Origin of the sequence: Streptomyces sp. NPDC096132 (genome assembly GCF_044763345.1) — a bacterium.
Taxonomy (GTDB): Bacteria; Actinomycetota; Actinomycetes; order Streptomycetales; family Streptomycetaceae; genus Streptomyces.
Map to the genome: position 1 here is coordinate 350,408 of NZ_JBIWGA010000008.1, position 13,960 is coordinate 364,367.

The 13,960-nt window shown below is 69.3% G+C and carries 13 protein-coding genes and 2 pseudogenes; 7 read left to right on the plus strand and 8 right to left on the minus strand.

Annotation, left to right across the window (positions count from 1 at the left end):
• Window positions 1-13 precede the first annotated feature (13 nt).
• Window positions 14-268: pseudogene (locus tag ACIRF9_RS21645) on the plus strand (SDR family oxidoreductase); the annotation flags it as partial.
• A 77-nt stretch (window positions 269-345) separates the two neighbouring features.
• On the opposite strand, the gene ACIRF9_RS21650 reads toward ACIRF9_RS21645, so the two are convergent.
• The 3 genes from ACIRF9_RS21650 to ACIRF9_RS21660 form a co-directional block, all read right to left on the minus strand.
• A complete protein-coding gene (locus ACIRF9_RS21650; protein ID WP_403824453.1) occupies window positions 346-846 on the minus strand; it encodes a hypothetical protein in 501 nt (166 codons plus the stop codon).
• Window positions 847-1,005: 159 nt separating this feature from the next.
• Entirely contained in the window at window positions 1,006-1,347 is a 342-nt protein-coding gene (locus ACIRF9_RS21655; RefSeq protein ID WP_403824455.1) for an ArsR/SmtB family transcription factor, read from the minus strand.
• Complete coding sequence (locus ACIRF9_RS21660) at window positions 1,278-1,871, minus strand: ScbR family autoregulator-binding transcription factor (RefSeq protein WP_403824458.1); 594 nt, start codon at window positions 1,869-1,871, stop codon at window positions 1,278-1,280. The genes ACIRF9_RS21655 and ACIRF9_RS21660 overlap by 70 nt, the downstream gene beginning before the upstream one ends.
• A gap of 738 nt (window positions 1,872-2,609) precedes the next feature.
• On the opposite strand from ACIRF9_RS21660, the gene ACIRF9_RS21665 reads away from it, so the two are divergent.
• The 5 genes from ACIRF9_RS21665 to ACIRF9_RS21685 all read left to right on the plus strand — a co-directional run bounded on the left by ACIRF9_RS21665 (window position 2,610) and on the right by ACIRF9_RS21685 (window position 6,696).
• The gene (locus ACIRF9_RS21665; protein WP_403824461.1) at window positions 2,610-3,590 is read left to right on the plus strand and encodes a GNAT family N-acetyltransferase; all 981 of its coding nucleotides are present in this window, start codon (window positions 2,610-2,612) and stop codon (window positions 3,588-3,590) included.
• A gap of 125 nt (window positions 3,591-3,715) precedes the next feature.
• The gene (locus tag ACIRF9_RS21670) at window positions 3,716-4,402 is read left to right on the plus strand and encodes a nuclear transport factor 2 family protein (RefSeq protein ID WP_403824464.1); all 687 of its coding nucleotides are present in this window, start codon (window positions 3,716-3,718) and stop codon (window positions 4,400-4,402) included.
• A gap of 403 nt (window positions 4,403-4,805) precedes the next feature.
• Window positions 4,806-5,048 (plus strand): hypothetical protein, encoded by a 243-nt coding sequence (locus ACIRF9_RS21675; RefSeq protein WP_403824467.1) that lies wholly within the window; start codon window positions 4,806-4,808, stop codon window positions 5,046-5,048.
• Window positions 5,049-5,090: 42 nt separating this feature from the next.
• Window positions 5,091-5,420 (plus strand): hypothetical protein, encoded by a 330-nt coding sequence (locus ACIRF9_RS21680; protein ID WP_403824469.1) that lies wholly within the window; start codon window positions 5,091-5,093, stop codon window positions 5,418-5,420.
• Window positions 5,421-5,769: 349 nt separating this feature from the next.
• The gene (locus ACIRF9_RS21685; protein WP_403824472.1) at window positions 5,770-6,696 is read left to right on the plus strand and encodes a hypothetical protein; all 927 of its coding nucleotides are present in this window, start codon (window positions 5,770-5,772) and stop codon (window positions 6,694-6,696) included.
• Between the two features lie 185 nt (window positions 6,697-6,881).
• Here the strand turns inward: ACIRF9_RS21685 and ACIRF9_RS21690 are convergent, their stop codons facing one another.
• From ACIRF9_RS21690 to ACIRF9_RS21700, 3 genes are all read right to left on the minus strand, one after another.
• A complete protein-coding gene (locus ACIRF9_RS21690; protein ID WP_403824475.1) occupies window positions 6,882-8,027 on the minus strand; it encodes a S8 family peptidase in 1,146 nt (381 codons plus the stop codon).
• Window positions 8,028-8,284: 257 nt separating this feature from the next.
• The gene (locus tag ACIRF9_RS21695) at window positions 8,285-8,473 is read right to left on the minus strand and encodes a hypothetical protein (RefSeq protein WP_403824477.1); all 189 of its coding nucleotides are present in this window, start codon (window positions 8,471-8,473) and stop codon (window positions 8,285-8,287) included.
• Between the two features lie 985 nt (window positions 8,474-9,458).
• Window positions 9,459-10,847: an MFS transporter gene (locus ACIRF9_RS21700; protein WP_403824480.1), complete on the minus strand. Its 1,389-nt coding sequence runs from the start codon at window positions 10,845-10,847 to the stop codon at window positions 9,459-9,461.
• 144 nt (window positions 10,848-10,991) lie between these two features.
• On the opposite strand from ACIRF9_RS21700, the gene ACIRF9_RS21705 reads away from it, so the two are divergent.
• Window positions 10,992-11,627, plus strand: coding sequence for a helix-turn-helix domain-containing protein (locus ACIRF9_RS21705; RefSeq protein WP_403824482.1), 636 nt, complete (start codon window positions 10,992-10,994; stop codon window positions 11,625-11,627).
• A 175-nt stretch (window positions 11,628-11,802) separates the two neighbouring features.
• Here the strand turns inward: ACIRF9_RS21705 and ACIRF9_RS21710 are convergent, their stop codons facing one another.
• Both ACIRF9_RS21710 and ACIRF9_RS21715 read right to left on the minus strand, forming a co-directional pair.
• Window positions 11,803-12,627 carry a DUF1932 domain-containing protein gene (locus tag ACIRF9_RS21710; protein WP_403824485.1) on the minus strand — a complete coding sequence of 275 codons (825 nt, stop codon included), beginning with the start codon at window positions 12,625-12,627 and terminating at the stop codon, window positions 11,803-11,805.
• Window positions 12,628-12,973: 346 nt separating this feature from the next.
• Window positions 12,974-13,522 (minus strand): annotated as a pseudogene (locus ACIRF9_RS21715) (ATP-binding cassette domain-containing protein); the annotation flags it as partial.
• Between the last annotated feature and the right edge of the window lie 438 nt (window positions 13,523-13,960).

Genomic DNA, 13,960 nt, shown 5'->3' on the forward strand with positions numbered 1-13,960 from the left:
GTCGTCGGCATCGCCGGCCGAGATGATCCACTACGGCTTGTCCAAGACCGCGCTCCTCGCCGTCGGCCGCGACTTCGCGAAGCAGGCGGCGGGCACGGGAGTGACGGTCAACTCGGTCATCGCCGGCCCCACCCACACCGGCGGCGTCGAGGACTTCGTCTACGAACTCGTCGACCGCGATCTGCCCTGGGACAAGGCACAGCGCGAATTCACGCGGAAGTACCGGCCGCAGTCCCTCCTGCAACGGCTGATCGAGCCCAAGGAGATCCTGCCCTGACGACGCGGGGCCGGTGGTCGGCGCAGGGGCTGGGAAAAGACTGCCCAACCTTGTGATGACCTTGGCCGTCACGGAAGCTGGTCGGCGTCAGCGGGCCGGCCTTCGCCGGCCATGAATCTCCAGACCAGCCCGTGTCCCAGGACGACCAGCAGGATCAGCAGAACTGCCTCGGTCTGGATGGGCTTCAGGCCGACGATGTCGGCCAGCTCCGGCTTGGCGCCCACAAACGCGATCAAGGCGTAGCACAGGCCCGCCATCGCCTGCGCCAGGATGATGAACACGGACGAGCCGTCCGGGGTGCGCCCGGTCAGACGCAGTATCGACACACAGCCGATCACAGCGAGCGCCACGAAGCTGGACCGCCAGATCTCCGGGGTCTCGGTGCCGCCGACCTGCGCGAACAGCCCCATGAGCGCGGGGAGCAGGAACGAGATGTAGATACCGCCGACGATCCGGCGCAGCGCCGGATCGCGCAGCCAGTCCCGGTGACCCTGGACCACGTTCCACCAGAGGCCGACCAGCGCGAAACAGGTGGTCGAAAAGAGTGCGTAGAACGTGCTGACATCCACCGGGCCTCCCACGTCAGGATTCGCACGGCGCGTCGCGGGGATCGCCTCGAAGGGGTCACGGCCCCCGCGACGTGGCCCCGTGATGTGGACCTGTGCGGAGTGAAGCGAGCGTCTCATGGCGACGCCGCTGCCGTGGTGTACCGACACTCGTCAGGCACCTCAATGGCGGGAGGCATCCGGGCGGGTCATCGACAGCCGGTCGGCCAGGTCGGCGGTGGTCATGGCCTGGCGGGCGATGAGCCGGCACAGCCGCACCCGGTGCGGGTCGGCGAGGAATGGGCAGGCCGGGAAGGCGACGGCGAAGGCCGGTAGGAAGAAGACGACGGGCTTGCGTAGGGCCCGGTCAGGGGAAGGCGCCGGCGGGCTTCCGTCCCGTGGACGGAGCGGGCAACCACTGAGGGGGTGCCGGTCCCGCAGTGGCGGAGCCTCGGTCAGTCGGGTGTGATGCGCAGGGCGGGCATCGTCGCGGGGTGGGCGAGGCCGGGCAGCAGATGCTGCCACATGAGGGTGATCAGGTCCTGGAGGTCGTCGCGGCCGGTGGTGGCCTCGGAGAGGATTTGGGTGCCGGTGTAGGCGCCGACGATGAAGCGTGCGGAGCGGGCGGGGTCGACGCCGGGAAGCAGTTCACCGCGTGTGCCGGCCTCGCTCAGCAGGGCCGCGACGGCGTTGATGGGGCCCTGGTAGGGCTCGGTGGTCATGTAGCGGCCGGGTTCCGTGGCGAGCCGGACGGCGCCACGCAGCACGGGGTCGGTCTGCAAAGCGGTGGCGTAGGAGCGGGTGAGCGTGATCAGGGCTTGCAGACGGATCGGGTCGTCCGGCGCGACGAGCGCGGCGTGCTGGTGGCTCAGGACGGCGTCGGCGATGGCCGCCTTGCTGCGGTAGTGGTGGTGGAGGGCTGCGCGGGTCACGCCGGCGGCGCTCTCGATCTGTTCCAGGGAGGTCTCGGAGTAGCCGTGCTGGGCGAACAGCTCTCCGGCCGCCGCGAGGATCCGCTGCTGTGTGGCGAGGGCTCTTTCCTGTGCCATATCTGCCTTCCTACAGGATTCCCCCGGCGCACGCGTGACCACGGTCCGGGCGGGACGCACTCCCGCAGGGCGCTCACTGCCGGACGTGCCGCTGTGACCGCGGAGACGAGCAGGATCACGGCCAGGAGGGGGATGAGCACCAGGTCCGGGAACACGCCCAGGAGCAGTCCGCCAAGCACCGCGTCGGCGATGGAGCCTGCGGCCATGACCAAGGTGATGCGGAGGTTCGCATCGAGAACGGCGTGGCTGCCGTCGCGACTGTAGCGGGCGGGACGAACGCGACCAGCATGGTCGGCAGGTTGACCACCAGGGAGAGACTCCCGGCGGTCTTGATGTCCTCCCCGAACAGCAGCACGAGCGCGACCAAGACCACGACCAGGCTCATCGCCTTGTTCAGGGAGGACGGCCGAGAGCGCCGCCCAGTCCGATCATCCCGCCCCAGAACGCCGATGGTCGCTTGGTCGAGCTGCCGATGCTGTTGAAACTGAACGGACAGCACCCGTCGACTGGCTCTCCGTCCCGGGCAGGGGGTGGCTTTCCTGGGCCTCGGTACCTGTAGTAGCCGTTGGTCGACGGGACGGTATTCGGCCTGGTGACTGCCGGGGTTCCCGGCGGAGAGGCACAGCGGACCGGCCGGGTCCTCGGTCCCTGGGTATCGGTGGACCCTTCGCCTCGCCTGCGGCGCTCGCCCATGGTGCGATGAAACGGAGGGCCGGAAAACCGGAAAAGGAGAGAGCGATGACCCCACCGGCAGGGGAGCGCAAGAGGGGCACGGTCCCTGTGTCGGTCGGCACGCTGGGTGAGGCTGACTTGGATCGGGCCGACGAGATCTTCAGGGTCGCCTTCGGGACGTTCCTCGGGGCTCCCGAGCCGAAGACGTTCTTCGGGACCGCCGACTATGTCCGTACTCGCTGGGCGGCCGATCCACAGGCGGCCTTCGCAGCGACGGTCGAGGGCGAAGTCGTCGCATCGAACTTCGCCGCCAACTGGGGCAGCGTCGGGTACTTCGGCCCGCTGACCGTACGTCCGGACCTTTGGGACCAGGGCGTCGGCAGGCGTCTCATGGAGCCGGTCATGGACTGCTTCGACACCTGGGAGAACCGCCACCTGGGTCTGTTCACCTTCGCGCAAAGTCCGAAGCACCTTGAGCTCTACCGCCGGTACGGGTTCTGGCCCCGATTCCTCACAGCCATCATGAAGAAGCAGGTCGCAGACAGTGCCGCAGTCCCCGGCCGAGTGCTCTACGGCGAGCTTCCTGACGCCGAGCGGCTCGACGCCCTGAGCCTGTGCCGCACACTGACCGGGACCGTGTTCGAGGGCCTGAGCATGGAACGCGAGATCGTGGCCACGCACGCGCAGGGACTCGGTGACACCATCCTGCTTCAGGGAGCCGGCTCCGAGCTCGATGGCCTGGCCGTCTGCCACTGCGGAGCCGGATCGGAGGCCGGAGAGGACGTGTGCTACGTCAAATTCGGTGCCGTGCGCCCTGGCCCGGAGGCGGCCGACCGGTTCGAACGCCTGCTCACCGGGTGCGAGCGGCTCGCCGCCGAGCGCGGCCTGGGGCAACTGGACGCCGGAATGAACCTGGCCCGCCAGGATGCCTACCGGCGAATGGTCGACCGCGGTTTCCGCACCTGGTTGCAGGGCGTGACCATGCACAGGCCCAATGAACCCGGCTACAGCCACCCCGACGCCTATGTGATCGACGACTGGCGCTGAGCCCCCGCCACACTCGGCCCGCGAGGAAGGCATGGTCCGCCTGGAACGAGAGCGGCTGTGTCCAGCCGGAGCCGGCGCGAAGACGCGTTCGCCGGGTCAGAAGCCAGAGGCCGGAGGAGGCAGTGATGACGGATCATCCGAACATTGCCGTCCTTCAGTGGGTCATGGCCGCCTTGACGGCGGGCGACATGGAGGCGCCGGCGGAGGTGTTCCACCCCGATGTGGTGTGGCATAACCCGGGCCAGAGCCCGCTGGCCGGCGAGTACCGCGGTCGTGAGGCAGCGTTCGCTGCGTTCCAGAAGGAGTTCCAGGGTGGTACGTATCACCCGCAACTCCATGATGCCGACCGAATCGACCACCTGTCCTGGGTGTGGGCAGAGACCCTCGCGGGGGCAACGCCACTACCAGCGGCGCCTGGACCGTCCTGCCGCTGGCCGGTCGAGGGTGGCACGGTGCACGTCACCGCGCGCACTCGGGACGACCTCGTGGTGGATTGCCCCGGCTGCGGCACGGCCGCGCATCGTGTCCATAGCCGCTACGAGCGGCACCTCGCCGACACCGGTCTCGCAGGGCGTCCAGTGGTCATTGATCTGTCAGTGCGCCGCCTGGTGTGCGACTGGCCAACCTGCCCCCGTCGTACCCTGACCGCGCACCCCGGCGCCGAGGTCATCTACCGTGACCGAGACAGCAGTTACAGCCGCGCCGCGACCAAGGCCTGCCCGGACACGGTGCAAGTGGCCGATCGATGGCACCTGCTCCAGAGCCTGTCCCGGCGGTCGAGCAGGTCTGCCACCAGCACCGAGGCTGCCTGAAGAAGCACGCCGAGCGGGGGCGCGACTGTCCCGTTCAGATGCCGGTGCTCGATGCCCTGCCGCCGACGCTGATGGTCCAGCGCGTCCTGAACCGGCACGTGGAGATCAACCGCATGGTTGTCACTGGCTACCCCGTGAGCGAGATCGCCCGCCGCCTGGGCCTGGACCGCAAGACCGTCCGCCACTACCGCGACACCGCCCTCGATGCCCTGCCACCTCTGTGCACAGGCCTACCGAGGAGGCTATTCCACCCTCACCCGCTACCTCCGCACCGTGCGAGCCGGCACCGCACCGCCAGTCCCCGCCGAGATACCCAGCCCGCGCCGGCCACCGGATGGATCACGCAGGCCGCCGAATACCTGTCGTCACACGGCGCCGAAGGGCTGGATGAGGTGCGACTCGCGTGTCCAGACATCACCGCAGCCTGCGACTGCGCTCGCGCGTTCACCGACGTGCTCCGCCACCGCCGATCAAGGGCTTCGCGGGGTTCCTGCGCCAGGACCTCCATGCGGTACTGGCCGGGGTGCCCCTGGACTGCAGCTCCGGCGTCGTCGAAAGGCACGTCAACCGACTCAAGACGCTGAAGCGGCAGATGTTCAACCGGGCCGAACTCCCATTGCTGCGCAAGCGCGCTCTTCGATCCTGACTCCCGGACTCTTGTCAGTGGCGTCGTCTACTGTCTCGCGCCATGGGCTACGACATCCACATCACCCGGCGTGAAGACTGGTGGGACGAGGACGGACCGGAGATTGCCACGCATGAATGGAAGGCAGTCGTTGAGAGTGACGCCGACCTGTCCATGATTCCTGCACCGTCTGAAGGGAGCGGGCCCTCTCAGTGGTCTGCAGTGATGACCACACATCCTGACGAAGAGCGGCTCGGAACCGCCTTGCACTGGGCGTCGGGAGAGATCAGCGCCAAGAACCCGAGCGACATTCTGGTCGCGAAGATGCGCCAGGTCGCGAAAGCTCTCAACGCGAGGGTCCAGGGCGACGACGGCGAGTACTACGACGAGTGACATCCGGACGACGGTTCACGAAAATATTGCCTGAACCTTGAAGTCCCCATGGCATGCCAGAGGTGCAGGCGTACGCAGTGACCGGACAACTCAGCGCGAGGACGAGCGACGGTCGTAAACTGCGCTGATGTCTGCCGCCGGAGCGCCCCCCCAGCGCGCCACCGTCGAAGCGCTCTTGACGGATCTCTGTTCCTCGCCCGTCAAGATCGACTCGTGGGTGCGCCTGGAACCCTGGGCCACTGCGCGTGTGACATTCGGCGGAGCGATCACTCCCCGAAGCGCCGTCGTCAAATGGGTGCGGAGCCATCCGGGCGACACCCGCACCGAACCCTGGCGAATCCGTACCGAAGTGGCCGCACTCCGCTTCCTCTGCGACGACCTCGGTCTGGACCTCGCCCCTCGGGTCCTCGCGGCCGACCTTCGCGAGGGACTCATGGTCCTGGAAGACCTTGCACCCCGCACCGCCCTGGATCACCTGCTCCGCCGTGACGGCGCCGCACCCCACACCGACCGGTTGGCCGTCTTCGCTCGCGCCTGCGGCCGACTCAACGCCGCGACCGCCGGCCACGCCGCCATCCACCGCGCGCGACGGATCTCCCTCGGACCGATCGACCCGCCGACCGACCACGTGAGTCGGCTCGTCCGGCACCGGGGCGCGGCACATGGACACGCCGCAGCTCTCGGCGCACCCATCACCGGACAAGCCGAGGCTGAACTCAGTTGCGCTCTGGCCGAGTTGAGCGACCCCGGCCCGTTCCTGGCCCTCAGTAACGGTGACGCGGAGACCAACAACATCCTCCTCCACGAGTCCGGCCCCGCAGACGCCCGCCTCATCGACTTCGAGTCCGCCGGCTACACCCACGCCCTTGTCGACGCTGTCTGCCTGCATGTCCCCGGCCCGGCGTGGATGACCGTGGGCGACCCCATCGCCACCGGTCTTGCCGACCACTACCGCCACGCCTTGGCCGACGGCGTGCCCGAGGCCGAGGATGACCGGCGGTACGGCTTCGGCCTGGCGGCAGCCTGCATCTCCTGGGCGATCGTCCGTCTGCAACGGTTCGCCTTGCTGGACACCCGTGCGCCCGGGGACGACAGCAGATCCCAGCTCGTCGAGACGCTGGAGGCCGCAGCTCGCACCGCCACGGCCCATCGTGCCTTGCCCCACCTCACCAGCTGGGCCCTTTGCACAGCCGACCTGCTGCGCCGACGCTGGCCCGACACGGACCTGGACTTCACCGATGCAGCCGCTTTTCCGCCCTACACACCGCGTCGCTGACTGATGAGAGCGCGTAGACCGGGCCGAGGCCACGGGGCGGCCCCATGACCGACGCTTGTTGAGCAAGCAATCGAGTGGGGAAGTCGAGCTGCCCTGATCGTGAACTCGGGGCGGCAGGGAATTTCCCGCAGTCGGGAGCGGACGGTGAGGCGCGGCGCCCGGGCGGCCGGGGTGGCCGGGGCGGGTCAGATACCGCCCGTGTTGAGCAGCCGGTTGGGGGTGTCGGAACGGACGCCGCGCACGACACCACGGGTGGCCGTGTGGTCGAGCCAGACGTGGACCTCGTTGGCCGTGGCGTGGGGGTGTGCCGACAGGTACAGCGCGATCACTCCGGTCGCGTGCGGCGCGGCCCAGGACGTGGCGCCGCCGGTCTCCGTGAACGTACCGCCGCCGGCGAGGGCGGCCGTGACCTTCTGGCCGGGGGCGTACAGGTCCACGCACCGTCCGTACCCGGATCCGTAGGAGCCGCTGTCGTTCCACGCGCGGTCGTTCGAGGTGGAGGCGGCCACGACGATCGTGCCGGGGACACCGGCCGGGGAGTGCTTGCAGGCGTCGTCGTGGTAGTTGCCGGCTGACACCACGGTCGGGATCCCCGCGTCGACCATCTTCTTCACGGCGGACTCCAGCGCCGCCGACCGGTGGTCGAGGTTGAGCGACATGTTCACCACCGCGGGCTTCTGCGCGTGCGCGGTGACCCACTTGACCGACTTCACCAGGGCCGCCTCGGCCGCCGCCGCGGAACCGCCGCCCCCGCTCTCGCAGAGGATGCCCTGGACCCGTACGAGCTCCGCCTTGGGCGCCACCCCGTACTTCGCCCCGCCGATGATGCCCGCGACGAACGTGCCGTGGCCGGTCCCCTCCTCGCTGAAGCAGTCACCGGAGTCCTTCGGGCCCACGAAGTCGGCGCCGAGGCGGGCTCGTCCGCCGAACTCCTTGTGGGCGACGTCCATCCCGGTGTCGATCACATAGACGTGAACGCCCTTGCCGGTGGCGGTGGTGGTGAGCTTCCCGTTCAGCGGCCGCGACCGCTGGTCCAGAATGTCCAGGTTCCACGGCACGTGCCGGGTGAGGGGTGACGCCGCGGCCTGCGCGACCCCGGACAGTGTCCCCACGGCGTCGGCAGACGTCGGCTCCGAGCCGGGCGACGCGGACGACGCCCCGTCCCCGGAGGGAGCCACGGACTTTTCCGTCCCGTGAGCGGGGAGCGTCCCGCCGCTGCTCCCGGCCGCCGTGCCGGCTTCCCCGCCGCAGGCCGAGGCCGCGAGCACCGTCGCCAGAGCCACCACCACGAGACCGGTCTTCTTCGCGCTCCGCGTCACAACGTCCCCCATATATCCCTGCTTCGTGCACAGTCAGCGCACAAGACGACCACAGGGGGCGGGCGGTTCCGGCGGGTGTGCGGAGCGAAATCGTTCAAGTGGTTGCCCGGACTGTTCTCACAGCAGCAGACCGCTCGCGGACGCCGCCGCCAGTAGGCCGAGATCAGCAGCCCCCGGTCCGTGTTCAACTCTGCCCTGCGCGCTCGACGGCACCCGCGTGGTCATCCACTCGGAGACCATCCATGCCGATCTGTGAGCCGCCAGGTCAGTCACCCGCCTGCCTTTTTGTTGAACCATCCGAGCGAATGGACGAAGGTCGCGCCGCCAGAGAGGATGCCGAGAGGAACGATCGTGAACCAGATGGCATCGGCTTTCATGGCCGCGAGCAGGGCGATGGCGCCGAGGGCCAGCGCCAGGAGCACGAGCATGCCCAGAAGGACACGAATCTTGGAAACCAACGGGGGATTCTCCAATGTTCAGCTGGCTCTATTGACTGGACAGCGTTCGCTACGCGTTGGACTGCCGGCGACGGTTGCCCAGTAGGGGGCAGCAAGCTCCCCGGTGTGACACCACGGCTCCATCAGGAAGCTCCTGGGGCGAGTTTCTCAACGCTGCCTTTCGGGGGCTCCAGTAGAACTACGTAATCGAATTACGTAGGTTCACCGGCCGGGGCGGGGCAAAGCAGCGGCCGGCCGTACGCGCAGCTCGGCAACGCCTCGTCGGATCTGCCGGCCAAGTACGTCGTGTTCATGCTTGCCGCGCCGGGCCAGCCGATGCTGACGCTGGTCGACGAGGAGGAACTGGAGAAGCGGGCGCATCTGCGTGCCCCGCGGCCTTCCGCCGGCTGAATCGACGATCCACTCCCGGCCGCCGCCCTCGGTCGGGGGAAGCAGCGTGGCGGCTTGAGCTCCGGGCCCTGTGCCGAGAGATCGCAAGCGCGGCGAGCGCAGGGCCGGGAGCGGCCCTTGCGCGAGTGAGGAAGGTGCTCCGGCCGGGCGAGGACGCCGCCGCGTTTGCTGCGGCCCACGGCGGCCCACGGCGGCCCACGGCGGCCGACGGCGGCCACGCGCAGCTCGTACGCGTCGCCGTCACCGAGACCCAAGTCGGGCAGTACGGGCTGCCCCGCGGCCGCGCCCAAGGCCGCCGATCAGCTCGTTTCAAGACCTACATCAATGAGCCGATCATCCCGGCGCTCTGTCACAACGCAGGCGTTCAACACGGCCGACGTCCGAGGCGACATCAGCAGCCTTCGGGCACGGTCGACCATCGCCGGCCAGCCCCTCCCGCCGAATCCGCGGTAGCGGTGCACTCACGTCGAGGCGCAGGCCCGGGAGATTCCCGTCTCGGCGGCGACGTGAGTCGTGGGGCGAGTTCGGCAGCGTTTGACGAAGGCGGCGGCGCCCTTCAACGGGGACAACGGTGTGGTGCGGTGAGTCGCGTGGGTCACCGCGCTTGTGGGGAGGCGGGACCCGTGGTGGCCTCCTTCGGCCGTGATACGTGGGCGACGAGGAAGAGCAGTACGCCGCAGGTGGCGACGAGGATCCAGCCCGGGCGGGACGCGTGTGCGAGCCCCGTCGGGCCGGCGGCCGTGACCAGGCCGCCGGCGATGGCGATGCCGAGGGCGGAGCCGAGTTGCCGTGCGGTGGAGGTGATCGCCCCGGCCACGCCGGCTCGGGCGGGCGGCAGTCCATTGACCGCGGTGTTGGTGATGGGGGCGTTGGCGAAGCCGAACCCGATGCCGACGAGCGAGTATGCGGTCAGAAGCAGGAGCACGTGCGTGTACGGGGTGAGCCGGACCAGGCAGAGCCCGCCGACCGTGATGAAACCGCCGGCCAGGAGCAGTGGCAGCCGGGGTCCCGTGCGGCCGACCATACGGCCGGACCAAGGGGCGCAGACGGTCGCTCCGACGGCCAGGGGCAAGGTCGCCACGCCGGCGGCCAGCGGCGTCCATCCCCGGGTGTGCTGCAGGTAGAGGGTGTTCAGCAGCAGTGTCGTGTTCAGGGCGACGAAGACCGCCACCGCGCCCACGACGGCACCGCTGAAGACCGGGCGCCCGAAGAGCCGCAGATCCATCAGCGGCTCACGTCGGCGGGACTCGACCCAGACGAATCCGGCGGTCGCCACGGCAGCCCCTGCGTATCCCGCCAGCGCCGCAGGCGACGTCCAGCCGATGCGCGGCCCTTCGATCAGGACACCGACCACGACGGCGAGGACCATGGTCAGCAGGACCTGGCCGGGCAGGTCGAGCCGCCGGGTCCGCTGTGCCCGGGACTCCGGCACGAACACCGCACTGAGCAGCAGAGCAGCCGCGATGACGGGTGCGTTGATCCAGAACAGCGCCCGCCAGCCGAGGCCCGCGAGCAGCGCGCCGCCGGTGACGGGACCGGCGGCCATGCTCAGCCCGAACACTGACGCCCAGATGCCGATCGCCTGCGCCCGTTCCTTCGGGTCGGGCATCGCGTTGACCACGATCGCGAGCGCCACAGGGCTGAGCATCGAGGCGCCGATGCCCTGCAGGGCGCGGGCCGCGACGAGTACGTCCGCCGACGGGGCGAGCGCGCAGACAAGTGAGGCCGCACCGAACACGGCCAGCCCGCACTGGAACACCCGGCGGCGTCCGAAGCGATCCGCCAGTGCGCCGGAGGAGATCAGGAGACTGGCCAGGACGAGGGTGTAGGCGTCCACGATCCATTCGAGACCGCGCGTGTCGACATCCAGGTCGCGCCCGATGGTCGGCAGACCCACATTGACGATGGTGGTGTCCAGGCCCACCAGGAACATGCTCAGGCAGCAGACGGCCAGTACCGTCCAGCGCCTGCGCGCGCTCAGCATGGGCTGAACAGGCTGAACAGGCTGAACAGGGTGAGTCGTCGCGGTCAAGGTCCACCTCTCACGTCCGGGAACACTGCCCGGCAAGGATCGGACCGGACGACGATCACAGCCCATCAAATTTGCGAACACTGCAAAACTGGACCCATGAACACAGCATCCAAGGACGCGGAGCTGGAGCAGATTCTCGACGGCATCGGGCCCCGGCTGCGCAGGCTGCGCCGCGAACGGGGACTCACGCTCGAGGCACTCGCGGCCACGACCGGGCTCTCCATCAGCACCCTGTCCCGGGTGGAATCGGGCAAGCGGCGCCCGACCCTGGACCTGCTCATCCCGCTGGCACGGGCGCACCACGTCGCACTCGACCAACTGGTGGCGGCGCCGGCCAGCGGTGACCCTCGGGTGCACCTCCGGCCCCTGCACAAGGAGCGCGGCAGTGTCCTCGTGCCCCTGACGCAGTACCCGGGCCGAGTCCAGGTCTTCAAGCAGGTACTGGCACCCCGCCAGCCGCAACCGGTCACCCACGAGGGCTACGAATGGCTCTACGTCCTCGCCGGTCGGCTACGCCTCATCCTCGGGGCGCAGGACTTCACGCTGCGGCCCGGCGAAGTGGCCGAGTTCGACACCACCGAGCCCCACTGGTTCGGCCCCGCGGACACGAGCACCGTGGAGATCCTGCACCTGTTCGGTCCACGAGGAGACCAAGCCGTCGTCCGCGCCAGACCGTCCACAACCGATCCCGCCCCGCCGACCGCCCCAAACCCACCGTCAACGACGCCATGACCCGCAACAGCGGTCCCGGGGCGGCTCTTGGTCATCGAGGACGTCGACGCACCCACCCGAATGAAGACGTCGATTGCCCGGAGGACGGGATTGTGTCGATGAGGAGTCGACTCCGACCAAGGCGCGGGGTAGGGCAGCCCGTGGCGCTCAATCCTCAATCCTCAACCCCTTCGTGTCACGGCGTCTCACGGCTCAAGGTGTCGCTCCCGCCCGACTCCCCGCGAGACAGCCGACGCAGCAGATCCCTGCTGGCCGTTGCGACCGATGGGGGAATCTCGAGGTCGGTGAGCATGTCTGCGGCGGCCTGCATTTCGACGGTGCGGCGTGTGGCGTGGCGATGGCTGCCCTCGACCAGCCGGTCCAGGGTCGCGGCGTCCGCGCGCGTCAGTTCGCCGGCGATGATCTCCCGTAGCCATTCCTCGCAGCCGGCGGCCCGAGCCGCGGTGAGGGCTTCGACTACGGCCGCCGCCCATCCCTTGTAGAACACGCTGCGCAGCAGCTTGCGTTCAGCCGCCAGCCCCGCCGGCCCCTCGAGCACGTCCACCATTGCGCCGACGGAGCGGAGTGCGGCGGCGTAGCGCCTGGCCCCGGGTCCGGAGGCGAGCATGGGGGTCCGCAGCCCCCGGCCGGGTACGGTCGCCATCAAAGACACGTCGACGAAGTCGATTCCGGCCGCCCCGGCGATCTCGCCGAGGTGTCGCTTCAGCGCGGGAGAGGCGGTGTTGAGGTCGGCCCAGAGACAGCCGGGAGGCGTCCCGGTAAGGCCTGCCCGGAGGGCATGCTCGGCGTCCGAGGCGCTGTTGACACTGAGGACGACGTCGTTGCCCGTCACCGCCTCCGCCTCGCTGCCTGCGTGCACCACGCCCGGGGCAACCGCAACCCGGGGGTCGTAGCCGCGCACATGCACGCCCGCGGCGGCGAGGTCTTCCGCGATGGCGCTGCCCGCCTCTCCCAGGCCGAGTACGGCGACGCGCAGTGCCCGGGCGGTGGTGGGACTCATCGGCACTCCCCAGAATTGGCGACAATATCGTTACCAGTTTGCCCCCTATGTAGGGCGATCGTGGGCGATGGCTCGACGCAAGGCCTCCGGTGCCGCCCGGGTCCCGGTCCCGCGGCGCCCGGGACCCGCCGCCGAGCACCCCGACGCCGTGCTCGCCCCGGACCCGGCCCGTTCCCAACTCGCCTGGCAGGTCGGCTGTTTCGTCCTCATCGGTATCGCCTCGACCGTGGGGCAGGCCTTCTTGTACTGGTTGTTGCGCGGCTGGTGGCAGCCCGCCGTGGCCAACTTCGCCTCACTCCTCGTGCTCACCCTGTTGAACACCGAGGCCAACCGCCGCCTCACCTTCCGCGAGCATGACGGCGCGGCCTTCGTCGGCGAGGGAGCGCAGCAGCTTGCGGACCCAGAGGACGCCCTCGGGGTCGAGGCCGTTGACCGGTTCGTCGAGCATCACGATCGCCGGGTCGCCGAGGAGGGCCGAGGCGATGCCGAGCCGCTGGCCCATGCCGAGCGAGAAGGCGCCCACCCGCTTGCCGGCCACGCTGGTCAGCCCGGCCAGCTCGATGACCTCGTCCACCCGGCGGCGCGGAATGCCGTGGGTGTGGGCGAGCGCCGTCAGGTGGTTGCGCGCACTGCGCCCGGGGTGGACGGACTTGGCCTCGAGCAGGCTGCCGATCTCCTGGAGCGGCGCGGCGTGTTTGGCGTACGACTTGCCGTTGACGGTGACCGCGCCCTTGGTGGGGGAGTCCAGCCCGATGATCATGCGCGTGGTGGTGGACTTGCCCGCCCCGTTGGGGCCGAGGAAGCCGGTCACCTCGCCGGGTTTGGCGGTGAAGCCGAGGTTGTCGACGACGGTCTTGTCCCCGTATCGCTTGGTCAGTTCCTGCGCTTGGATCATGTCGGTTCGGGCCTTTCGCGCCTGGGGAGAACGGGCCGCGGACGCAACCGCGGGTGCCTGTCTTCGACGCTAGGAGCGATGCGGGCCGAACCCGTGGGACCCGGGGGGACACTTCGACCGGTCAGTGGTACTGGGGTACCACTGACCGGTCACGCCCTGACTCTCAAGGAGCCTGACACGTTGACCGAGGCGTCAAGACGATCGTGTTCCCAGGGTGGACGGGCCTTCGATCGCCCGCTGACCGAAAGCCCTTTGCTCACACGGGATTTCTGGGAAGTTCCTGAGAACCGGATCGGCTCCTCGTGCGTGCGCGCGGTGTGATCTGTGTGTTCTCCGTTCGGTTCTCAGAAACCTCCCAGAACCTCTCGGAAATGTCGTACCCGCGACCGCCACTGTGTGCGGGTCCCCACAGGCACGCGGCGCCGGAAGCTGCGCCGA

What these genes read in the sequence shown, in the direction of transcription:
- ACIRF9_RS21690 (WP_403824475.1), bottom strand. Translation starts at nt 8,027, where the DNA reads ATGGGGGACGTTGTGACGCGGAGCGCGAAGAAGACCGGTCTCGTGGTG.
- ACIRF9_RS21705 (WP_403824482.1), top strand. Translation starts at nt 10,992, where the DNA reads ATGAACACAGCATCCAAGGACGCGGAGCTGGAGCAGATTCTCGACGGC.
- ACIRF9_RS21680 (WP_403824469.1), top strand. Translation starts at nt 5,091, where the DNA reads ATGGGCTACGACATCCACATCACCCGGCGTGAAGACTGGTGGGACGAG.
- ACIRF9_RS21660 (WP_403824458.1), bottom strand. Translation starts at nt 1,871, where the DNA reads ATGGCACAGGAAAGAGCCCTCGCCACACAGCAGCGGATCCTCGCGGCG.
- ACIRF9_RS21710 (WP_403824485.1), bottom strand. Translation starts at nt 12,627, where the DNA reads ATGAGTCCCACCACCGCCCGGGCACTGCGCGTCGCCGTACTCGGCCTG.
- ACIRF9_RS21665 (WP_403824461.1), top strand. Translation starts at nt 2,610, where the DNA reads ATGACCCCACCGGCAGGGGAGCGCAAGAGGGGCACGGTCCCTGTGTCG.
- ACIRF9_RS21670 (WP_403824464.1), top strand. Translation starts at nt 3,716, where the DNA reads ATGACGGATCATCCGAACATTGCCGTCCTTCAGTGGGTCATGGCCGCC.
- ACIRF9_RS21700 (WP_403824480.1), bottom strand. Translation starts at nt 10,847, where the DNA reads ATGCTGAGCGCGCGCAGGCGCTGGACGGTACTGGCCGTCTGCTGCCTG.